The organism is Nocardioides sp. Leaf285 (assembly GCF_001422955.1).
Lineage (GTDB): Bacteria > Actinomycetota > Actinomycetes > Propionibacteriales > Nocardioidaceae > Nocardioides > Nocardioides kribbensis.
In genome coordinates this window covers 715,987-737,564 of sequence record NZ_LMNH01000003.1, presented here as the reverse complement: position 1 = coordinate 737,564, position 21,578 = coordinate 715,987, and the positions used below count along the sequence as shown (strand labels likewise).

General features: G+C 74.1%; 20 protein-coding genes and 1 pseudogene. 9 read left to right on the top strand and 12 right to left on the bottom strand.

The features are described 5' to 3' along the window. The first annotated feature begins 70 nt into the window (after positions 1–70). Together ASF47_RS11805 and ASF47_RS11800 are read left to right on the top strand one after the other, a co-directional pair. Positions 71–1,357: an acetamidase/formamidase family protein gene (locus ASF47_RS11805; protein WP_056864160.1), complete on the top strand. Its 1,287-nt coding sequence runs from the start codon at positions 71–73 to the stop codon at positions 1,355–1,357. Positions 1,358–1,427: 70 nt separating this feature from the next. Next, positions 1,428–2,201 (top strand): NUDIX hydrolase, encoded by a 774-nt coding sequence (locus ASF47_RS11800; RefSeq protein ID WP_056864159.1) that lies wholly within the window; start codon positions 1,428–1,430, stop codon positions 2,199–2,201. A gap of 68 nt (positions 2,202–2,269) precedes the next feature. On the opposite strand, the gene ASF47_RS11795 is transcribed toward ASF47_RS11800, so the two are convergent. From ASF47_RS11795 to ASF47_RS11770, 7 genes are all read right to left on the bottom strand, one after another. Continuing rightward, positions 2,270–3,220: a hypothetical protein gene (locus tag ASF47_RS11795; protein WP_082500234.1), complete on the bottom strand. Its 951-nt coding sequence runs from the start codon at positions 3,218–3,220 to the stop codon at positions 2,270–2,272. Positions 3,221–3,293: 73 nt separating this feature from the next. Continuing rightward, positions 3,294–4,049: an EI24 domain-containing protein gene (locus tag ASF47_RS11790; RefSeq protein ID WP_200919046.1), complete on the bottom strand. Its 756-nt coding sequence runs from the start codon at positions 4,047–4,049 to the stop codon at positions 3,294–3,296. Positions 4,050–4,063: 14 nt separating this feature from the next. Then, on the bottom strand, positions 4,064–5,035 hold the full coding sequence (locus ASF47_RS11785; protein WP_056864157.1) for a co-chaperone YbbN: 972 nt from the start codon (positions 5,033–5,035) through the stop codon (positions 4,064–4,066). A 26-nt stretch (positions 5,036–5,061) separates the two neighbouring features. Beyond that, the gene (locus ASF47_RS11780) at positions 5,062–5,583 is read right to left on the bottom strand and encodes a PH domain-containing protein (RefSeq protein WP_056864156.1); all 522 of its coding nucleotides are present in this window, start codon (positions 5,581–5,583) and stop codon (positions 5,062–5,064) included. 3 nt (positions 5,584–5,586) lie between these two features. Further along, on the bottom strand, positions 5,587–5,751 hold the full coding sequence (locus tag ASF47_RS21110) for a hypothetical protein (protein ID WP_156697866.1): 165 nt from the start codon (positions 5,749–5,751) through the stop codon (positions 5,587–5,589). A gap of 101 nt (positions 5,752–5,852) precedes the next feature. After that, on the bottom strand, positions 5,853–6,842 hold the full coding sequence (gene meaB, locus ASF47_RS11775; RefSeq protein ID WP_056864617.1) for a methylmalonyl Co-A mutase-associated GTPase MeaB: 990 nt from the start codon (positions 6,840–6,842) through the stop codon (positions 5,853–5,855). Beyond that, a complete protein-coding gene (locus ASF47_RS11770; protein ID WP_056864155.1) occupies positions 6,839–8,053 on the bottom strand; it encodes an acetyl-CoA C-acetyltransferase in 1,215 nt (404 codons plus the stop codon). Before ASF47_RS11770 ends, meaB begins: the two co-directional genes overlap by 4 nt. Before the next feature lie 161 nt (positions 8,054–8,214). Between ASF47_RS11770 and mce the strand changes: the two genes are divergently transcribed. The 4 genes from mce (at position 8,215) to ASF47_RS11750 (ending at position 12,808) form a co-directional block, all read left to right on the top strand. After that, positions 8,215–8,688 (top strand): methylmalonyl-CoA epimerase, encoded by a 474-nt coding sequence (gene mce / locus ASF47_RS11765; protein WP_056864154.1) that lies wholly within the window; start codon positions 8,215–8,217, stop codon positions 8,686–8,688. Positions 8,689–8,877: 189 nt separating this feature from the next. Continuing rightward, complete coding sequence (ccrA, locus tag ASF47_RS11760; protein WP_056864153.1) at positions 8,878–10,215, top strand: crotonyl-CoA carboxylase/reductase; 1,338 nt, start codon at positions 8,878–8,880, stop codon at positions 10,213–10,215. Positions 10,216–10,352: 137 nt separating this feature from the next. Further along, a complete protein-coding gene (locus ASF47_RS11755) occupies positions 10,353–11,603 on the top strand; it encodes a hypothetical protein (RefSeq protein WP_056864152.1) in 1,251 nt (416 codons plus the stop codon). Continuing rightward, positions 11,600–12,808, top strand: a complete 1,209-nt coding sequence (locus ASF47_RS11750) for an AI-2E family transporter (protein WP_235558724.1) — start codon at positions 11,600–11,602, stop codon at positions 12,806–12,808. Before ASF47_RS11755 ends, ASF47_RS11750 begins: the two co-directional genes overlap by 4 nt. An 882-nt stretch (positions 12,809–13,690) precedes the next feature. Here the strand turns inward: ASF47_RS11750 and ASF47_RS21890 are convergent. From ASF47_RS21890 to ASF47_RS11730, 3 genes and pseudogenes are all read right to left on the bottom strand, one after another. Beyond that, positions 13,691–14,821: pseudogene (locus ASF47_RS21890) on the bottom strand (hypothetical protein); the annotation flags it as partial. A 277-nt stretch (positions 14,822–15,098) separates the two neighbouring features. After that, entirely contained in the window at positions 15,099–16,502 is a 1,404-nt protein-coding gene (locus ASF47_RS11735) for a sensor histidine kinase (protein ID WP_056864149.1), read from the bottom strand. Positions 16,503–16,574: 72 nt separating this feature from the next. Next, a complete protein-coding gene (locus ASF47_RS11730) occupies positions 16,575–17,555 on the bottom strand; it encodes an EamA family transporter (protein WP_056864148.1) in 981 nt (326 codons plus the stop codon). Between the two features lie 38 nt (positions 17,556–17,593). Between ASF47_RS11730 and ASF47_RS11725 the strand changes: the two genes are divergently transcribed. Then, positions 17,594–18,130, top strand: a complete 537-nt coding sequence (locus ASF47_RS11725; RefSeq protein ID WP_056864147.1) for a CGNR zinc finger domain-containing protein — start codon at positions 17,594–17,596, stop codon at positions 18,128–18,130. Positions 18,131–18,191: 61 nt separating this feature from the next. Here ASF47_RS11725 and ASF47_RS11720 read toward each other — a convergent pair whose 3' ends face one another. Next, positions 18,192–19,064, bottom strand: coding sequence for an endo alpha-1,4 polygalactosaminidase (locus ASF47_RS11720; protein ID WP_082500233.1), 873 nt, complete (start codon positions 19,062–19,064; stop codon positions 18,192–18,194). A 149-nt stretch (positions 19,065–19,213) separates the two neighbouring features. On the opposite strand from ASF47_RS11720, the gene ASF47_RS11715 reads away from it, so the two are divergent. Both ASF47_RS11715 and ASF47_RS11710 read left to right on the top strand, forming a co-directional pair. Beyond that, the gene (locus ASF47_RS11715; protein WP_162242273.1) at positions 19,214–19,579 is read left to right on the top strand and encodes a response regulator transcription factor; all 366 of its coding nucleotides are present in this window, start codon (positions 19,214–19,216) and stop codon (positions 19,577–19,579) included. After that, positions 19,576–20,781 carry a sensor histidine kinase gene (locus tag ASF47_RS11710; RefSeq protein WP_056864145.1) on the top strand — a complete coding sequence of 402 codons (1,206 nt, stop codon included), beginning with the start codon at positions 19,576–19,578 and terminating at the stop codon, positions 20,779–20,781. The genes ASF47_RS11715 and ASF47_RS11710 overlap by 4 nt, the downstream gene beginning before the upstream one ends. 5 nt (positions 20,782–20,786) lie before the next feature. Here ASF47_RS11710 and ASF47_RS11705 read toward each other — a convergent pair whose 3' ends face one another. Beyond that, the gene (locus ASF47_RS11705) at positions 20,787–21,542 is read right to left on the bottom strand and encodes a hypothetical protein (RefSeq protein WP_056864144.1); all 756 of its coding nucleotides are present in this window, start codon (positions 21,540–21,542) and stop codon (positions 20,787–20,789) included. Between the last annotated feature and the right edge of the window lie 36 nt (positions 21,543–21,578).

Sequence of the window (21,578 nt, the reverse complement as noted above, 5' to 3'; positions counted from 1 at the left end):
GAGCCGAGGTGTTACCCGCCCGCGACGCCCCGACACGGGCGGGTAACACGCACCTGGTGGGTTGTGGGTCATGACCACCTCGGGAACCCCTGACCAGCTGTCCTCCCTCGCCCGACGGGCCCTCCTGCGCGGGGCGGCCGCGGGCGCTGTCGGCGCCGGGGCCCTCGGCGCGACCGGCGCCCCGGCGGGTGCCTCGCCCGGACGTCGGGCGCCGGCGGGCGGACCCCACGGGCCGGTCCGCGTGCTGCAGCCCGGCACCGGTCCGACCCGCGGTCGCTACGTGCGGGCGCGCGCCGAGGAGGTGCTGTGGGGCCGGCTGCCCAACCGGCTCAGCGAGCCCGTCGCCGTGGTCTCCTCCGGCGACGTGGTCACCCTCGACACCCTCTCCCACGAGGGCCTGCTCGAGGACCAGGGCCAGGACCCCCGCGAGTACTTCGGCTCCTTCGGCGTGCCCGAGCGTCACGTGCTGCGCGACGCCGTCGAGGTGGCCGCCCGCACCCCGCACGACGGCCCCGGACCCCACGTCGTCACCGGGCCCGTCGCGGTGCGCGGCGCCGAGCCGGGCGACGTCCTGCGCGTCGACGTGCTCGACCTGCCCCTGCGGGTGCCCTACGGCGTGGTCTCCAACCGCCACGGCAAGGGCGCGCTGCCCGGCGAGTACCCCGAGCGGTTCGTGGGCGACCCGGCGCACGCGGCGTACGTCAACGAGGGCGGGAACATCAGCGTGTTCACCGAGGTCGTGAGGTCTCGCGGCGGGCTGCGCGGTCGCCTGCCCGGCGACGTGCCCGTGGGCTTCGACCTGCACCCGTTCCTGGGGATGATGGGCGTCGCCCGCGACACGACCGCCCTGGTCGACTCGGTGCCGCCGACCTACGCCGGCGGCAACATCGACATCAACGACCTCACCGTCGGCTCCACGCTCTACCTGCCCGTGCAGGTCGCCGGGGCGATGTTCTTCGCCGGCGACCCGCACATGGCCCAGGGGGACGGCGAGGTCGCCCTGACCGCGATGGAGGGCTCGCTGCGTCCCACCCTGCGCCTGAGCGTGGTCAAGCGCGGCAGCCGCGGCGCGCCCGCCCAGGCCTTCGAGCAGCCCTTCGCCGAGAACCGCGACTTCTGGATCCCCATCGGCCTCAGCGACCCCGACGGTCCCGAGGGCGGCGGCAACGCCACCAGCCTCGACCTGGCCATGAAGGACGCCGTGCGGCAGGCGCTGGCCTTCCTCGTCGAGGAGCGCGGCATGGCCGGTCCGGTGGCCTACGCCTACCTCTCGGCGGCCGCCGACTTCCAGTGCTCGCAGGTCGTGGACCGCACCACCGGCATCCACGCGCTCATCCGCAAGGCCGACTTCGCCTGACCGCGACCGACCGGCGGCGACACCCGCGGCTGGGCGGTCGCTCCTCCCGGGGCCTGACTAGGCTGGCCCGGTGAGCCAGGAACCGACCGTCCAGCCGAGCGTCGCGACCGTCGCCGAGGGCGTGGCCCGGATCAGCTGGGAGCCCGGGGAGAACGTCGACGTCGTGCGCCGCGAGGTCGCCGCCGCCCTGGTCGACCACCCGCGGGTGGAGGCCCTGGTGGACCCCGACGACGAGGGCGGCCAGCGTCTGGCCACCTGGTCGGGCATGCGCCGCGAGGGCGTGATGCGCGGGGTGACCGTCGACGGCGGGCCCGTCGACCGCGTCGTCTACGCCCGCCTGGCCACCGACACCCCGGTGCACGAGCCGGCCGGCTTCCGCGAGCTGCTCAACTCCTTCTTGCCGCGCAAGCGCGCCATCAGCCAGATGCTGGTGCGCGACGAGGAGGGGCGCGTGCTGCTGTGCCGCCTCACCTACAAGCAGGACTGGGACCTGCCCGGCGGGGTCGTCGAGGTCGGCGAGGCCCCCCGCGAGGCCGTCACCCGCGAGGTCGAGGAGGAGCTCGCGCTGCAGATCCCCGCCGGCGACCTGCTGCTGACCGACTGGCTGCCCCCGTGGAGCGGGTGGGACGACGCGCTCTGCCTGGTCTACGACGGCGGCGTCCACCCCGCCTCGATCACCGCCTCGATCGTCGAGCAGGCCCGCGAGATCCGCTCCGCGCAGTTCTGCACCCCCGCGGAGGTCCGCGAGCACTGCGCCGACTTCACCGCGCGCCGCGTCGAGGCCGCCCTGGCCCGCGTCGCCGACCCCACCGGTGCCCCGGCGTACACCGAGAGCGGCCGCTGAGAGCGGGCGCGCCGCTCCTGCACCGACCGCTCGTGGATCGCACGCACCAGGTGCGTGCGATCCACGAGTCAACGGGGCGGCGCCTCGCCCGGCGGGCACCGGGGGCACCGTCGTGACGCGCCGGACCAACCAGCGCGGCGCAGCAGCGCGGCCAGCTGGCCCGCCGTACGACACGGTGCTGCGGTCACCTGACCCCAGGTGAGCCGCACCGTGCTCCGCCCGGAGACCAGTGCCTCGAGGTCGCGCTGGTGGTCGGCGTCCCAGGCGGCACGGTCGGCGTGGAACGCCCGACCGTCGAGCTCGACCACCACGCCGAGCCCCAGGTACTCCACGTCACGCACGGTGGCGACCTCGCCCGCACCGGCACGAACCTGGCGTGCGCCCGTCGGGAGGCCGTGGGGCCGCTCCACCCGCTCCCAGAACGCACGCTCGAGGGTGGAGCAGGCGCCCGCGGTCAGGTCGTCCAGCATCGCCTCGATGACCCCGCGACCGCGCACCCTTCCCCGGGCGTCGAGCGCCGCCCTGACGCGTTCCGGGGTGGTCTGCCGGTCGTGACAGGCCGCGGCCAGCACGCCGAAGTGGCGGGCGGGGTCCTCCCCGGCGATCACGTCGATCACCGCGTGCTCGCGCCGGACCCGCGGCGGAGTCGCCTGCCAGAGCACGCGACCCTCCAGGTCCGCCGTGCGGTGCACCACGACACCGGCCAACGGCCTGACCGTGCGGCGGTGGTCGACCGCGATCTGGATCGGGGCGTCGGCCGGCGGTCCGGGCAGCGCCGACTCGCGCGCCAGGGCGGCCGGCCACCGTGCGTGCACCGCACACCACGCCCGTTGCCGCCAGGTGGGCAGCCCGGTGTGCGCCACGAACGCACCGGGGTGCACGGCCACGAGCTCATGTCGCCGGACCAGGCGGGCGATGTCGTGGTCGGCACCGCCGAGAGCCAGGATCTGCCGGCGCGAGACCGTGCGGTCCTGCACGCGGTCGAGCAGGTGGTCGAGCTCGTCCCGGTCCAGAGGCATGCCCCATGGTCGCCGAGGCGGACGACCGTCGCGAGCACGCTGCGCCTGGGCTGTGGACGAGCTGCGGCCTTCCTCAGCCGCCCACGGGGCGGGCGGCTGCGGCGTCGAGGGCGTCACGGGCCAGGCAGGTGGAGGCGACCACCGCGGCCGGCATGACGACCACGGCCCCCAGGGGCACCAGGAAGCACAGCTGGGTGGCGGTGCCGAGGCCGAGCAGCACGGCGCGGTGCTCGCGCAGCAGCGCCCGCCGCCCGTGCCGGTCGATGCCGCGGGCCTCCAGGGGCCGCGAGACCAGCTCGGCGGCCAGCAGTCGCCCGGAGACCACGACCCCGAGCACGGCGCCGACCACGGCGCCCACCACGGGCAGCAGGCCGATCAGCAGCACCAGCAGGCCGGTCACCAGGCCCAGCCCCACGAGCACGCCCGCATCGCGCGCGGAGCGCCAGAAGCCCAGCCCGTCTCCGGGAGCCTCGCCCCCGAGCATGGTCTCGGTCTCTCGCCAGATCCGCTCGTAGAAGGGGTCGCCGACCGCCAGCGTGAGGCCGGTGAAGGTCAGCGAGGCGACCAGCAGGAAGCCCAGCACCACCAGCACCCCGAGCCCGACGCGCAGCGCGACCCGGGCGGCGTCGGCCCAGCCGTCGGCGAAGGGCGTGGCCCACCCCACGAGGTCGTCGACGGTGAGCAGCAGCCCCACCAGCGCGGCGACCACCACGACGAGCACGATCAGCGCCGGCACCATGCCGAGGGCCATCAGCCCGGGCCGGCGCCGCCACATGGCGAAGCCGCGGCCGAGGTAGGCCACGCCCTGCCCGAAGCCCAGCGGGGTCACCGGCTCCTCGCCCCTCAGAAGAGGGCGTTGGCGAGGCCCTGGCGCCCGCGCAGCACGCGCGGGTCGTCGTTGCCCACGGCGGCGAAGAGCCCGAGGAGGTGCTCGCGCGCGGCGGTGCGCTCGTCGCCCGTCGTACGCCGCACCAGCTCGACCAGCCGCGCGAAGGCCTCATCGACCTGTCCCAGCACCAGGTCGAGGTCGGCGACGAGGGTCTGGGCGTCGACGTCGTCGGGGCGCGCGTCGGCGTCGGCGCGCACGGCGGCCTCGTCGACGCCCTGGGTGCGCTGGAGGACCGTCGCCATGGCCAGGCCGGCCGCGGCCTCGGCGTCGGCGGGGTTGGCCGAGACCAGCTTCTGGTACTCCGCGACCGCCCGGTCGACGTCGCCGGCGGCCAGGGCGTCCTGGGCGGGGGCGTAGCGGGGGTCGACGGCGGGCTCCTCCTCGCCCTCCGCGCCGGGCTCGGCCTGGGCACCGCGGGGCTGGTGGCGACCGGTCATGCCCTGGGCGGTGAGCTGCTGCACGACCTGGGTGAGCGCGGTGCGCAGCTCCTCGAGCGGCAGCACGTCCTGGAAGAGCGGCGCGGGGCGGCCGTCGAGCACGGCCACGACCAGCGGGATCGAGGGGATCTGCATGGCCTGGGCGATGCCGGGGGCGGCGTCGATGTCGACGAGGCCGGCGAGGAAGCGGCCCTCGAACTCCGCCGAGAGCGTCGCGAGGTCGTCGGCCAGCTGGCCGCTCTCGGGCATGCGGGTGCGGGAGTAGAAGACGAGCAGCACCGGCGCGGTCATCGACTGCTCGACGACGGCCTGGAAGCTCTCCTCGGTCACCTCCACGGCGTAGGACGAGCCGCCCGCGCCCCCCGCGGCCGGGCCCCCGGCACTGCCCGGGGCCCCGGGGGCGGCCGGCGCGGCGGGCGCCGCGGGCGCGGGCCGCTTGAGGGCCGAGAGGTCGATGGCACCGGGGCGGGAGAACGGCTGCTGCGTCATGGGGCCAATCCTAGGGAAGGCCGGTCTCAGTTGACGCGCGGGCCGCGCAGGCCGGAGCGCTGCACGACGCGCTGGATCGCGAGGTCGCGCTCGTCGGGGCGACCGACGTACCTCACGTCGCGCAGGCCCTGCTCCTGGGCCGCCGACTCGAAGACGAAGTGGCCGAAGCCGAGCAGCCGCCCGTGCAGCGGCTTGACCACGGTGATGTCGAGGATGCGGCTCAGCGGCATGGTGGCGAGGTTGCTCGAGAGCACCCCGTGGACGCGGAAGACGCGCATGTTGGTGATGACGAAGCGGTCGCGGTGCTCGCGCAGCACTCCCCACCCGGCCCGCAGCAGCAGCACGAAGGCCCCCACGAGCAGCACCCAGGCGGCACCCATCGGCACGAAGGCCGCCCCGACGAGCACCACGAGACCGAGCACCCCCTCGAGCACCGGGCGCACGTAGGCCGTCCAGTGGTGCAGCACCTCGTCGACGATGACCTCGCCCTCGTCGCGCAGGAGGTGCTTGTGGATCTGGGGGTCGCCCCAGCTGCGGAGCAGACCCACGGCTCAGCCCAGCTCGCCGACGAACCTGATGAGCGCGGAGAAGAAGTCGCCGGTCCACGCCGCGATCTGCCCCCCGGCGCCGCCGGCGGCGTCGGCCAGCCCGCGCGGGTCGGTGAACATCCAGAAGCCCAGGAACACCACAACCAGGGCGATGACCACCTTCTTCATCGTCGACCAACCTGTCTGTTCTCGAGCGGTGAGCGGCGGACGTCAGCGGCTCGGCGCCGCGCGTCCACAGGACGGCACATGCCTACCAGCAGCCACACCCGTCACGGAGCAGGCGCGCCGAGCAGCCGGTCGGCCGCGGCGTAGGGGTCGCTCTCCCCCGCGGCGACGGCCTCGGCGAGGGCGTCGAGCTCCGAGCGTCCGTCGACGTCGCCCCAGCTGCGGCGCAGCGCGGTGACGGCGATCGCGACGACCTCCTCGCGCGCCCGACGCGTACGTCGACGCCGCAGCTCGCCGGTCTCGTGCAGCCAGGCGTGGTGGCGGTCGAGCTCGGCGACGACCTCGTCGACGCCGTCGCCGCTGGACGCGACGGTGGCGACCACCGGGGGCCGCCAGGCGCCGGCGGGGCGGTCGGCCATCGACAGCATGCCCCGCAGGTCGCGGCGCACCTGGTCGGCGCCGTCGCGGTCGGCCTTGTTCACGACGTAGACGTCACCGATCTCGAGGATCCCGGCCTTGGCGGCCTGGATGCCGTCGCCCATGCCGGGGGCCAGCAGCACCAGCGTGGTGTCGGCGCGCGCCGCGACCTCGACCTCGCTCTGGCCGACGCCCACGGTCTCGACGAGCACCACGTCGCACCCGGCGGCGTCGAGCACCCGGATCGCCTGCGGAGTGCTCCAGGCCAGGCCGCCGAGGTGGCCGCGGGCGGCCATGGAGCGGATGTAGACGCCCGGGTCGGAGGCGTGGTCCGACATCCGGATCCGGTCTCCGAGCAGCGCACCGCCGGAGAACGGCGAGCTGGGGTCGACCGCGAGCACGCCGACCCGCTTGCCCGCGGCGCGCAGCCGCGTGACCAGCGCGTTGGTGGAGGTCGACTTGCCGACCCCGGGCGAGCCGGTCAGCCCCACGACCTGGGCGCGGCCGGTGTGCGGGGCCAGCGCCGCCATCACCTCGCGCAGCGCGGACGACTCGTCCTCGACCATCGAGATCAGCCGGGCCACCGCCCGGGGCTGACCCTCGCGGGCGGCCGCGACCAGGTCGGGGACCGACGCCGCGCGGCGCCGGCCCCCGGGTCGCGGGGCGACGGGGCTCAGCTGCTCGGGACGCGCACGATCAGGGCGTCGCCCTGGCCGCCGCCGCCGCAGAGCGCGGCCGCGCCGGTGCCGCCGCCGCGCCGCTTGAGCTCGAGGGCGAGGTGCAGCACCACGCGTGCCCCCGACATGCCCACCGGGTGGCCGAGCGCGATCGCCCCGCCGTTGACGTTGACCTTCTCGTCGGGCAGGCCCAGGGCGCGCGCCGAGGAGATGCCGACCGCGGCGAAGGCCTCGTTGAACTCCACGAGGTCGAGGTCGGTGGGCTCGATGCCCTCCTTGCGACAGGCCAGGGCGGTGGCGTTGGCCGGCTGGAGCTGCAGGGTGGAGTCGGGGCCCGCGACCATGCCGTGGGCGCCGATCTCGCAGAGGTAGTCCAGCCCGAGCTCCTCGGCCTTCGCCTTGCTCATCACCACGACCGCGCAGGCGCCGTCGGAGATCTGCGAGGCCGAGCCCGCCGTGACGGTGCCCGTCTTGGAGAAGGCGGGACGCAGGCGCCCGAGGGACTCGGCGGTGGTCTCGCCGCGCACGCCCTCGTCGGCGGAGACGACCACCGGGTCGCCCTTGCGCTGAGGGATCGAGACGGGCACGACCTCCTCGTCGAAGACGCCGTTCTTCCAGGCCGCGGCGGCCTTCTGGTGCGACAGCGCGGAGAACTCGTCCTGCTCCTCGCGGGTGAGGTTCTCGTCGGCGGCGTTGCGCTCCTCGGTGAGCAGACCCATCGCCTGGGAGGTGAACTGGTCGAAGAGGGCGTCGTAGGCCATCGAGTCGACGAGCTTGACGTCGCCGAACTTGATGCCCTCGCGCGACTTGGGCAGGAAGTGGGGGGCGTTGGTCATCGACTCCATGCCGCCGGCCACCACCACGTCGGCCTCGCCGGCGCGGACCATCTGGTCGGCCATCGCGATGGCGTTGAGACCGGAGAGGCAGACCTTGTTGATGGTGATCGAGGGCAGGCTCATGGGCAGCCCCGCGGCCACACCGGCGGTGCGGGCGGGGTTCTGGCCCGCGCCGGCCTGGATGACCTGGCCCATGATGAGGTAGTCGACCTGGTCTCCGGAGACGCCGGCCTTCTCGAGGGCGCCCTTGATCGCGACCCCGCCGAGGTCGGCGGCGCTCAGGTCCTTCAGCCCTCCCAGGAGACGGCCGATCGGGGTGCGGGCTCCCGCGACGATGACGGTCGGCGAGCTCGACGGGGCGGCGTGGTCGGACATGGGTTCCTCCAGCGGGTCGGTGCTCGGACCGGCGGAGACGGGCCCGATGCGAGCAAGATACCGACGAGTCACATCGGGGGCGAGGGTGTCCGAGTCCCCACCTCGTGAGGCGCGCGTCACAAGCGGTCGCGGCGCGCGGCGCGGCGTACGACCATGACGCCATGAGCCAGACCCAGGACAGCGGCGCCAGCCCGCTCGGCATCCCCGACCACCTCTTCACCGCCATCGACCACGTCGGCATGGCCGTGCCCGACCTCGACGAGGCCATCGCGTTCTACCGCGACACCTTCGGCATGCGCCTGGCCCACGAGGAGACCAACGCCGAGCAGGGCGTGCGCGAGGCCATGATGGCCGTGGGCGACTCCGGGTCGTGCGTGCAGCTGCTCGCGCCGCTCGACGAGACCTCCACCATCGCCAAGTACCTCGACCGCTCCGGCCCAGGCTGCCAGCAGGTCGCCTACCGCGTCACCGACGTCGAGGCCGTCAGCGCGGTCCTGCGCGAGCGGGGCCTGCGGTTGCTCTACGACGAGGCGCGCCGCGGCACCTCCGACTCCCGGATCAACTTCGTGCACCCCAAGGACGCCGGCGGCGTGCTCGTCGAGCTGGTGGAGCCGGCCGCGCGCCCGGCGCACTGACCGCACCGCGCTGCTCGGCGGGCGCCACCAACCGCCCGCCCACCTCGGCCCGCCACCCTGAGCGGGCCTGAGACCTCCAACACATCGGTCGCCTGACCGGTTACCGGACAGTAATGTTCGCCAGACGTCGACCCGCCCCCGGGTCCGACGCCGTCACCCGCACCTCCCCGACCCCGCACAGGAGCCGACGTGCAGAACATCCTCGACGCCGTCCTCGCCGGCGACACCGCCAGCGAAGACTTCGCCCACCTGCCCCTGCCCGAGTCCTACCGCGCCGTGACGGTGCACAAGGACGAGCAGGACATGTTCGAGGGCGTCGCGAGCCGCGACAAGGACCCGCGCAAGTCCCTGCACGTCGACGACGTGCCCTTCCCCGAGCTCGGCCCCGGCGAGGCGCTGGTGGCCGTGATGGCCTCGGCGATCAACTACAACACCGTGTGGACCTCGATCTTCGAGCCGGTCTCGACCTTCGGCTTCCTCGAGCGCTACGGCAAGATCTCGCCGCTGACCAAGCGCCACGACCTGCCCTACCACATCGTGGGCTCCGACCTGGCCGGCGTCGTGCTCGCCACCGGCCCCGGCGTGAACTCCTGGAAGCCCGGCGCCGAGGTGGTCGCGCACTGCCTGTCGGTGGAGCTGGAGAGCCCCGACGGCCACAACGACACGATGCTCGACCCCGAGCAGCGGATCTGGGGCTTCGAGACCAACTTCGGCGGCCTGGCCGAGGTCGCGCTGGTGAAGTCCAATCAGCTCATGCCCAAGCCGGCCCACCTGACCTGGGAGGAGGCCGCCTCCCCCGGCCTGGTCAACTCCACCGCCTACCGCCAGCTGGTCTCGCGCAACGGCGCGGGCATGAAGCAGGGCGACAACGTCCTCATCTGGGGCGCCTCGGGCGGCCTGGGCGGCTTCGCGACGCAGTACGCGCTCAACGGTGGCGCCACGCCGATCTGCGTGGTCTCCAACGAGGAGAAGGCCGACATCTGCCGCGCCATGGGCGCCGAGCACATCATCAACCGCTCCGAGGAGAACTGGAAGTTCTGGAAGGACGAGCACACCCAGGACCAGAAGGAATGGCGTCGCCTCGGGGCGAAGATCCGTGAGCTCACCGGCGGCGAGGACGTCGACATCGTCTTCGAGCACCCCGGCCGCGAGACCTTCGGCGCCAGCGTCTACGCCGCGCGCAAGGGCGGCACGATCGTCACCTGCGCCTCCACCAGCGGCTACATGCACCAGTACGACAACCGCTACCTGTGGATGAACCTCAAGAGCATCGTCGGCTCGCACTTCGCCAACTACCGCGAGTCGTGGGAGGCCAACCGCCTCATCGCCAAGGGCATGATCCACCCGACGCTGTCGCGGACCTACGGCCTCGAGGAGGTCGGCCAGGCCGCTCTCGACGTGCACAAGAACGCCCACCAGGGCAAGGTCGGCGTGCTCGCGCTGGCCCCCGAGGAGGGCCTGGGCGTGCGCGACACCGAGATGCGGGCCCGCCACATCGACGCGATCAACCGCTTCCGCGGCGTCTGAGGAGGCCCGTCGACCCGGCCCACCCCGACACGCGCTGAGTAAACGCTGAGCCACGCCGCGTCGGGGTGGGTTCGGGGCCTCGCATGCGGGAGGATGGGGAGGCACCAGCCCCCACCACCCGGAAGAGGTTTCCACCCATGAGCGACCAGGGCCTGTCCATCTTCGACGACGACTCGGAGCGCCGTTCCCAGGACGCCGACAAGACCCAGGTGATCCCGGTGGCCACGAACGCTCCCGGGTCGGCCCCTGGTCGCGCGACCGGTCAGGCGCCGCGCCAGGCCCCCCCGGCCGGCCAGCGCCCGGGCACCGCTCCGGCGGCCCCGCAGACGCAGCAGGCCCCGCCCGCACCGCCCGCCCGCCCGCAGGCGGCTCCCGCCCGCGCCGGCGCCAGCATCTCCTTCCCCGTCGTGCGCCGTGGGGGCTACGACACCGCGGCCGTCGACACCAAGGTCAAGCAGCTGGCCGCGGAGAAGGCCGGACTCGCCGGCAGCCTCGGCGAGTCCGAGCGGCGCGTCGTCGAGCTCGAGGCCCGCCTGGCCAGCCTGGAGCAGCAGGTCAAGGAGAACGAGACCCCCTCCTACGCCGGTCTCGGGGGCCGCGCCAGCGCCATGCTCCGCCTCGCCGAGGAGGAGGCCGACGAGATCCGCGGCACCGCGATGCGCGAGGCCGACGAGATCCGCGCCCAGGCGACCCGCGACGCCAAGCAGATCCGCACCGAGGGCCAGCGCGAGGCCGAGGACATGCGCATGGTGCAGCTCAAGGAGCTCGACGAGCACCGCGCCCGCACGCTCGCCGACGCCGAGCAGGAGCGCGAGCTGGCCCGCAGCGAGGCCGCCGACCTGATGGCCTCGGCCAAGCGGGAGTCCGACCAGCTGCGCCTGGCCGCCAAGCAGGAGACGACCGAGATGCGCACGGGCGCCCAGCGCGAGGTGGAGCAGGCGCGTGCCGCCGCCGACCGCGAGGTCACCGAGGCACGCCGCACCCTCGCGGTGGAGAAGGAGCGGCTCGCCCGCGAGGCCACCGACCACCACAGCAGCGCGATGGCCGAGACCCGCAAGCTGGTCGAGGAGGCCGAGCAGCGCGCCGCCGCTGCCGAGGCCCGGGCGCAGGAGGCCGCCACCCAGGCCGCCACCCAGCGCCAGCAGGCGAAGTCGGAGGCCGACGCCGTGGTCACCCGCGCGCGCCGCGAGGCCGAGCAGGTCGTGGCCTCGGCCCAGACCCAGGCCGACTCCATCACCTCCTCGGCCACCGCCGAGGTCGAGCGCGAGCTGGCCATGCTGCGCACCGAGGTCGCCCGGCTGGCCAAGCGCCGTGACGGCATCACCGCCCAGCTGGCGAGCCTGCGCGACGTCGTCGCCGGCTTCGGTCAGGACGACGAGGACGAGTGAGCGACCAGCCCGACCCGCCGGCGCCCGGCGCGGACCCGACGACGGTCGGGCCGGTCGTCGACCCGGCCGCCGCGGCGCCGGCCCCCGAGGTGCTGCCGGTCACCGGCGTGCCGCAGAAGGGCAAGCGGCAGGGGCTCGTCGGCGGGCCCGAGCACCTCGGCACCCCCGGGGCGCCGCTGGACCGCACGGCGCCGTACCTCATCGGGTTCCTGGGCGGGTTGGGCTTCGTCACCGCGTACTGGCTGGGCACGACGCTGCTGGCCATCGGCTCCACGCTGCTGCTGGTGGTGGTCGCGCTGTTCATCGCCGCCGGCCTCAACCCGGCGGTGGAGTTCTTCGAGCACCGCGGGCTGCGCCGCTCCTGGGCGGTGCTGGTGGTGACCTTGGTCTTCCTCGGCGCCATCGCCCTCTTCGTGGTGGCGATCGTGCCGGTCATCACCGACCAGGTCGCCTCGCTGACCGCCAACGCCCCGGTGTGGTTCGACCAGCTGCTGCAGAACCCCAAGATCCAGAAGCTCGACGAGGAGTACCAGATCGTCGAGAAGGCCCAGGACTACGTCGCCGGCGGTGACTTCGTCACGGGCCTGTTCGGCGGTGTGCTCGGCTTCGGGATCGCCCTGCTGGGCGCCCTCTTCAACCTCTTCATCGTGCTGGTGCTGACGCTCTACTTCCTCTCCGCGCTGGAGACCACCAAGGGCGCGCTCTACAAGCTGGCCCCCGCCTCGCGTCGCGACCGGGTCACCCGCCTCGGGGACCGGATCGTGGCCAGCATCGGGGGCTACGTGTCGGGCGCCTTCCTCGTCGCCCTCTGCGCGGGCCTCACGTCGCTGGTCTTCCTCTTCGCCGTCGGCCTCGGCGAGTACGCCGTGGCGCTGGCCTTCGTCGTGGCCCTGCTCGACGTCATCCCCATGATCGGCGCGACCATCGGCGCCACGATCGTCACCGCCATCGCCTTCGCCACCGATGTGCGCACCGGCCTGATCTGCGTGGTCTTCTACGTCGTCTACCAGCAGCTCGAGAACTACGTGATCTACCCCCGGGTCATGGCCTCCTCCGTCGACGTCCCGGGTGCCGTCACCGTGATCGCCGCCCTGGTGGGCGCCGCCCTGCTCGGCGTGGTGGGCGCGCTCCTGGCCATCCCCACCGCGGCCGCGGTGCTGATGCTGACCCGCGAGGTCTTCGTACGACGCCAGGACGCCCGCTAGACCCACCTGTCCCCGGGCCGCACCCCGCTCAGCCGGCGCGGACCAGCGTGGTCCAGCCGTGGGGGTTGGTCCAGGCGTAGGTGCCGTCGGGATGCCGGTGGTAGGTCCACGGTGGACTCCCGTCGGAGCCGGTGGTCTTGAGCCGGTGGTGGTGGCGGCACAGGGGCGCGAGATTCGACGGATGCGTTTGGCCGGGCTTCCCGCCGTGGTCGGGGTCTCGGTAGGGCTGGATGTGGTCGAGGTCGCAGCGTCGTGACGGCACGCTGCAGCCGGGGAACGCGCAGCGTGGGTCGCGCAGGGTGACGTGTTCGCGCATCCACGGTGGTGGGTCGTGCCGGTCCACGGCGCCGGCGGTGGTGGGGTCGAGGTCGATGACGGGTCTCACGTAGACCTTGGTGCCAAGGAGCCAGCGGCGCAGGGTGGTGGTGGAGACGACGCCGAGGCCCTCGACGACCGCGGTGCCGGGTGGTGGTCCGGTGCGGTCGATCTGGGACAGGTGGCTGGTCTCGTGGTGGCGATGGACCGCTGTGGGGCGCAGGTCGGGGCCGGTGGTGCGGTACGGGTCGCCCGCAGGCTGCTCGTCGGCGGGCTGCTCGTTCGCGGGCTGTTCGTCGGTGGCCGGGGCTTGGCTTCGAAACGCTCGCTGCGCTCGCTCCTCAGCCACCGGGGCCGTGGCCTGTCCGGCGGTGGTCTCGGGAGCTTTGCCCGCGGCGGGGCTTCGAGACGCTCGCTGCGCTCGCTCCTCAGCCACCGGGGTCGTGGTCTGTTCGGCGGGTGTGGTCTCGGGGTCGTTGTCGGTGGTCGCGGCGGGGCTTCGAGACGCTCGCTGCGCTCGCTCCTCAGCCGCCGTGGCCGCCGTGGTCGCCGCGGTCGCCGCGGTCNTCGAGACGCTCGCTGCGCTCGCTCCTCAGCCACCGGGGTCGTGGTCTGTTCGGCGGGTGTGGTCTCGGGGTCGTTGTCGGTGGTCGCGGCGGGGCTTCGAGACGCTCGCTGCGCTCGCTCCTCAGCCACCGGGGCCGTGGCCTGCTCCGCGGGGACGGTCTCGTGGTCGGCGGGGGTGGGGAGGTCCCGGGGGTCGGGCGGGGGCTCCATGGCCGGGGCCTCGGTGGGCGGCGGGGATTCCTGTTCGTCATGGGTGGCTTCGAGGGCGGCGAGGGTCTCGGCGCGTGCGAGGTCCTCGGGGCGCAGGTGGAGGTAGACCACCCGTTCCTTAGCGGTGGTGGGTTCGACGGAGTCGAGGGCGGTGAGGCCTTGGGCGCGGTCGGTGATGACGCCGATGGCGCGGGCCTTGCGGACCTCGAGGGACTCGACCACTGCTCCGGTCGAGGTCTGGTGGCGGCCGAGCTCGGCGGCGGTGGCGCAGATGAGGTCGTGGAAGCGGGTGAGGTCTTGGGTGTCGCCGGTCGCCTCGAGCCAGGAGGTGCCGGAGGCGGAGCCGCGGTCGATGTCGTGGGTCACCCGCACGTTCCACCCACCGCGTGCTCGTTCTTCGAGGGCGGCCTGGGCGTGGGGGTCGTGCCTGGCGGCCGCCTCGGCGACGAACAGCTCGATCCGTCGTGCCCCCAGGCTCTGCGCGCGGGGGCCGAGGGCGGCGACCTTGCGGTCGACGTACGCGGCACCGGTGTCGTTCAACACCTGGGTCTGGGAGGCGATCCGCCGCGCGCGCCAGCCGGGGAGGGTGAGGTCCTCGACCATCGCCCAGATGCGGGGCAGGCGGTGGACCAGCTCCATGACTTCCGCGAGGTTGCAGCCGGCGTTGACCGGCGACATCTCCAACGCCAGCGCGAGGGGTTCGGCGGCGAACTCGTCGAGGCCGTGGCGGATCATCCCCGGCACCGACCAGGCGTAGGCCCGGTCGGGGTTCAGGGCTCCCCAGCGGGCCATGACCCGCAGGGTGCGACGCTCGGCGGCGCGTACGGATCGGGCGGTGTCGGCGGCGTACTCCAGGACGTCGTCGGCCTCGAGGGAGTCGACGTCGACCACGGCGCCGGTGGTGTCGAGGTCGAGGAGCATGCGCTTAGTTTATTCGAACAGGCATTCGATGGCTAGGTGTATGGATCGATCTGTGGAAGGGGTTCTGCTGTCGCGTGAGGGTGGTTTCGAGACGGTCGCTGGCGCTCCCTCCTCAACCACCGTGCGGGGCCGTGGTTTCGAGACGGTCGCTGGGGCTCCCTCCTCAACCACCGGGGACGCTGGCGCTCCCTCCTCCACCACCGGGGTCCGCGCGGGCGCTCCCTCCTCGACCACCGTGACACTGGCGGCCGCTCCTCGACCACCGCCGGCGAGCGGCTCAGACCTCCGCGGCGGGCAGGACGGCACCGGGCAGCTCGAGCCACACGGTCGCACCTCCTCCGGGAGTACCCCGGAGACCGATCCCGCCGCCGTGCGCCTCGACGACGCGGCGACAGGTGGCCAGACCCATCCCGGTGCCGGCCACCGCGGTGTGCACGCGCTCGAGCGGCTTGAAGACGCGGTCGCGGTCGGCCTCGGCGACGCCCAGGCCGTGGTCGACCACCACGAGCCGCACCGAGCCCGGCTCGCTCGCGGGCTCGGTGCGCACCTCGACACGGGCGGTCGCGCCGGGCGCGACGTACTTGGCGGCGTTGCCGAGGAGGTTCTGGAGCACCACGCGCAGCTGCACCGCATCGGCGCGGACGTGCGGCAACGGGCCGACCACGACCGAGGCACCCTCCAGCTCGGTCGCCAGGTCCTCGCGAGCCTCGGCCACCAGGCGCTCGAGGGAGACCTCGGTGAGCTCGAGCTCCCCGCCGATGCCGGCGAAGGACAGGACGTCGGAGATGAGCGCCTCCATGCGGTGGGCGCTGCGCCTCGCTCGCACCACCAGGGCGCTGAGCTGCGCAGACCCGTCGGGTCCGCCCTCGGCCACGACGTCCTCCATCAGCTCCAGCGAGGCCGCGATCGCGGAGAGCGGGTTGCGCAGGTCGTGGGTGACCTGTCCGGCGTAGGCCGCGAGCTGGGCGTTCGACCGCTCGAGCTCGTCGCGCGAGGCGCTGACCTCGGCGAGCGCCTCGTCGAGCTGTCGGGAGCGCAGGGCGAGCTCCAGGACGTCGACGGCACGCTCGGCCAGGTTGGCCACGGCGGCGCGCTGGGCGGCATCGAGCTCACGCGGCGCGGAGTCGAGGACGCAGAGCGAGCCGAAGGGCACGCCGGCGGGGGTCCGCAGCTGCTGGCTGACGTAGAGCCGCGCGGGCGGGTCCATCTCCACGGCCGGGTAGCCGCTCCACTCCCCCTGCGCCGCCAGGTCCGCCTCGATCAGCGGCACCGGGTCGTGGAGCACGCGGTGGCACACCGAGGCGTGGTTCGGGACCGGTCCGATCCGGAAGCCGTGGGTGGCCAGCTGGTGCATCTCCGAGTCGGTGAAGAAGGTCAGCATCGCCTTCGGCGCCTCGCAGACCTGCGCGGCGAGCTCCACGATGGCGCGCAGCTCCGGGAGCCGGGTCAGCTCCGGCAGGCGATAACGACGCACCTCCGCGGCGCGCAGCGCCGCGCGCTCGGCGTTGCGGACCGGGTCGACGTCGGCCGCGACCCCGGAGGTCGGCACGACGACGTCGCCCGCACTGCCGGCGACCGACGGACCCACCACGCCCAGCGCGTCGTCGAGCCGGACATCGACGGGCACGCCGGCTGCGGCGGCGGCGGTGGCGACCCCGTCACGGCGCCCCGGTGTCCTCACCCGCTCATCGTAGGACGACCGGCGGCGGGCTTCAGGCGATCTGCGGATCCGGCCCCCGCGCCACGGGTCGCCTCACGCCGGCGTCGGCTCGACCCGGACGACGCCCCGCTCGCCGAGCTTCACCGCCACCACGCCGGCCAGGATGAGCAGGCCGCCGGCCAGCTGCACCGGGCGCGGCAGCTCGTCGAGGAGCAGCCACGCGAAGCCGACGCCGGCGAGCACCTCGAGGAGGGCGACGAAGGAGGCCAGCCGCGAGCCCAGGCGACGCCCGGCCGCGATGCCCGTGGTGTAGGCCAGGGCCGCCGTCACCAGGCCGAGCAGCACCAGCGGCACCCACCAGTCGACGGTGGTGGCGCCGTAGGTGACCGGACGCGTGGACCCGGCCATGGGCAGCACGCCGACCAGGCCGAGCAGGCCCAGGACCGCTGCCCCGACGACCAGGCCGCCGGCGGCCAGCGTCAGCGGAGGCAGCCCGTTGCCTTCGTCGGCGGAGATCACGAAGTACGACGCGGCCCCCACCATCGCCCCCAGCGACCACAGCACGCCCACCACGCTGAGGTCGGCGCCGGAGAGCAGGTCGAGCACCAGCACGAGACCGGCGGCGGCCAGCGCCGCGCCCAGCAGGGTGACGGGTCCGGGTCGCTGGCCGTGGCGCAGCCAGAGCCACACCACCACGGCCGCGGGCGCGGTGTACTCGATGAGCAGCGCCGGCCCGACCTGCATGTGCTGCACCGCGGAGAAGTAGCAGAACTGCGCACCGGCCACGGCGAGCACGCCGTAGGTCACCACGAGGGCGGCGTTGCGGCGCAGCAGCGACCACCGCCCGCGCAGCGAGGCCAGCCCGAAGGGCAGCACGACGAGGGCGGCCAGCCCCACCCTGACCAGCACGCTCGAGCCCGGCGTCCACCCGGCGTCGAGCAACCCACGGGCCAGGGCGCCCGACGCACCGAAGGCGGTCGCCGAGACGACGGCGAGCACGAGCCCCGACACCAGGCGGGAGCCATCGGCGGGACCGCCGGCCGACCGGGTGGCGTCATGAGTCATCGTCGTCATGATCCATGACGCTACGGGCCGTCGGGTAACCTGTCAACGTGGTTTTCGCCCATGACACCGAGATGTCGCTCCAGTCCGCCGTGGTGCTCGCCAACTCCGCCGAGCCCCCCGACACGCTGGAGAGCGTCGCCGACCTCGACCGGTTCCTCGCCGACTTCGAGTACTCCGGGCGCCACGACCGCACGCGCGCCGAGCTCGACGCCGTGCGCGCGCTGCGGCCGGTGCTGCGCGAGCTGCTGACCGCCGAGCGCGACCACGCCGTCGAGCTGGTCAACGCGATGCTGAGCGAGGCCCGGGCGCTGCCCCAGCTGGTGCGCCACGAGCCCTACGACTGGCACGTGCACGCCGTGCTGCCCGACGCGCCGCTCGTCACCCGGATCACCGTCGAGACCGCGATGGCCATGATCGACGTGATCCGCACCGACGAGATGTCACGGCTGGGCGTCTGCGCCGACGAGGACTGCGACGGTGTCGTGCTCGACCTCTCCCGCAACCGCTCGCGCCGCTTCTGCTCGACCACCTGCGGCAACCGCAACGCCGTCGCGGCCTACCGCGCCCGCCAGAGCGACGGCTGAGCCACCGGCTGGGCGACCGGCTGGGCGACCGGCTGGGCAGGGGGACTCGGCGGGAGGCCGGTCAGCACCACCGCGGGTCGTAGGCCGGCCGCAGCGGGCGGTCGCGGCGCACCACCGGCAGCGCGTCCCCGAAGCCGGCGCAGGTCGCCTCGAAGTCCCGGTCGCGGTACTCCACGACCACGACCTGGTCGCCGAAGACCTCGGTGTAGGCGTCGCACTCGTCGTAGCGTCCGCACTCCTCGGCCACCGCGAGGTCGAAGCCGATGCGGGTGCCGTCGTAGCCGGCGAGGTTCTTCTGGGCCACGGCCAGGCCGGACTCGTGGCCGCGCTCGACGAACAGCGACGCGAGCGCGAGGTTCTGTGCCCGCCTCAGCAGACCGTCGCTGCGCAGGAAGGAGTCGAGGTTGTCGAGCTCGACGGCCTCGAAGCCGTCGCGGGCGCAGCCGTCGATCCAGCGCCCCACGATGCGGGCCACGCGCTCGCGCTTGGAGGCGGTGCGCAGGTCGAGCAGCCACTCCCCCCAGGCCGAGTCCACGACCGGTCGGCCCCGGTCGTCCTTGAGCACCAGCGACCAGCGCTCGCGCCAGAAGCGCCGCGCGTCGGGCTGGGTCTGGAAGCCGTTGACGTAGCAGACGTCGTAGACCCCTGCCGGCTCCTCGGTGCGGTCGCGCACGACGATCCCCACGTGGTCGGGCACCTCGTCGACCCCGCCGAGCTGGTAGTCGACGTCGGTCGCCGCCGGGAGCGCCGGAGGCGCCGACGGCTCCTCGACGGCGCGCTCCCCCGCCGTCGGTGCGCCGGTGCTCGCACCCGAGGCGCCGCCCGGGGCGGCAGCGAGCAGAGGCCCGACGGTGAGACCGAGGAGCAGCACGAGGAGCAGCACGAGGAGCGGGGACGTCGTGCGCGGGCTCCGGGCGGTGGGTCGGTGCGACATGGGCGGCAACCTAGCAGCGGGCGGCGCTGCCTCCCGCCGTCCGTAGGCGTGCCTCAGGTCCCCGCCCCGACGGCCGATGGGGAGGACGAGGCGGGCGCGAGGCCCGCCCGTCCGAGGGGGGACGGACCCGAACGATGCGCATTCTGGTGGTGGACGACGATCCGGACCTGTCGACGCTGATGGAGATCTTCCTCGGCCGCGCCGGGCACGACGTGGAGCTGGCGCCCGACGGTCGCTGCGGCCTGCGGCGGCTGCTCGCGGGCGGCTTCGACGCGGTGGTGCTGGACTGGATGATGCCGACCCTCGACGGCCTGGGGCTGACACGGGCGGTGCGCAGCGACCCAGCGCTGCGGGGCCTGCCGCTGCTCATGGTCACCGCGCGCCGCGACCACGCCGCGGCCTACGCCGCCGGCGTCGACGAGGTGCTCGACAAGCCCTTCAGCGGGGCCGGCCTGGTGTCGGCGGTCGAGACGCTGGGGCGGCGTACGCCGGCCCGGGCGGGCTCGGCCTCGTGAGGAGCCCGGTCGTCGGCCCCGAGGTCCTGACCCCGGCGGCGACCTCCGGCGGCGACGCCGTGGCCGACCACGACGCCCGCGCCGCCCACACCGCGCTGCGCGCCCTCGCCCGGGCCGAGCAGCGGTGGCGGATGACGATGGACAGCTCCCCGCTCGGCATGGCCCTGCTCTCGGTGGAGGGCCGCTTCCTGCGCGTCAACCGCGCCCTGTGCGCCCTGCTCGGTCGCGACGCGGAGTCGCTGCGCGCGCTGGCCTCGAGCGACGTGGTCCACCCCGACGACGCAGCGGTGGCGGCCGTCGAGTCGGCGCGCTGCCTCACCGGCGAGCAGGAGTCCTCCCGGCTGCTGCAGCGCTGGCGACACGCCGCGGGTCACCACGTCTGGGTGGAGGTCACCGCCGCGGTCGTGCGCGAGGACGACGGCACGCCCATCCACGTCGTCGCCCACGTCGAGGACGTGAGCGCCCAGATGCAGGACCGGGCCCGCCTCGAGCACCTGCTCGGCGAGCTGGCCACCCGCACCACCGAGCTCGAGCGCTCCAACCAGGACCTGGAGCAGGTGGCCGCGGTGGCCTCGCACGACCTGCGCGGGCCGCTGACCGTGCTCACCGGCTGGCTGGAGATCCTCGACCACGAGTACGCCGGATCCCTCGGCCCCCGCGGGCGGGAGCTGCTGCGACGCGCCGACCAGGCGTCGGGACGCATGATGGACCTGCTCGACGCCCTGCTGCGCCACGCCCGCGTCGGCGGCCACGTGGTCGAGCGGCAGCACGTGGCGCTCGACGACGTGCTCGACCAGGTCGTCGTCGACCTGGGCGACACGGCCGCGCGCGGCCTCGTGCGGCGCGACCTCGCGGCCCCGACGGTGCGGGCCGATCCCGCGCTGCTGCGCCAGCTGCTGCAGAACCTGCTCGGCAACGCCGTGAAGTTCCGCTCCCCCGACCGCGCACCGCGGGTGGTCGTGACCTCGGCGGTGACCCCGCAGGGCCACGAGCTGGCGGTGGTCGACAACGGCCGGGGCATCGCGGCCTCCCAGCGGGCGCGCGTGCTCGACATGTTCGGCCGCGACGACAGCGATCCCGACCACGGTCACGGCATCGGGCTGGCCACCTGCGCGCGGATCGCGTCGCTGCACGGCGGACGTCTCCTCGTCGAGGACACCCCGGGCGGGGGCACGACCGTGCGGATGACCCTGCCGTCCTGACCGGGCTAGAAGTCGAAGCCGTCGAACATGTCGCCGAGGCCCTCGCCGACGCCGCCGACGGCCTCGCCCAGGCCCTCGCCGATCTCACCGATGGCGTCGAAGCCTCCGAAGGCACCGAACATCAGCCCCATGAACATGAAGTCCATGGTGGTGAACGACCCGAAGTAGCCGCGGGCGTAGGGCTGGTAGGCCGGGCCGCCCTGCCAGTAGGGCACCCGCTGCGAGCCGACCATCACCTTGCGGATGTCGGGGTCGGCGCCGGCGCGCACCCGCTCGGCGTCGAGGGCGCAGGCCGGCACGTCGCGCTGGGCTCCCCCGGTCGGCGTCCAGGGCACGTCGGTCACCGAGAGCCCGTGGCGGGGGTCGAAGAAGCAGGGCGGACGGCGCGTGGGCAGCGCCTCGCCGGCCACGCGGGCCTGGACGCAGGCGATCGCGTAGCGACCGTCCTCGAGGATCTCGGTGACGTGGCGCACGTCGTCGGGCCGCTCCATCGCGTCGGCGGCGGCCTTGGCCGACTCGTAGGCGTCGAGCGCGCGCTGGTAGTCGGCATTGGCGCCGGCGTCGAGCGGCTGGCCGGCCAGCTCGAGGTCGAGCTCCTGGAGCTCGACCCCGAGCGCGGTCACGTCCTCGGCCGCCAGCTTGCGCACCGGCGCGAGCTCGGCCTCCTTGGCCGCGAGCACCTTGCGCTGATGGCCCCGGCCGGCCAGCGCGGCGACGGCGATGGCACCGAGGACCAGGGCGAGGACGAGGAGGTACTCCATGTCCCCACTGTACGGAGCCCCCGAGGGACCGCCAGC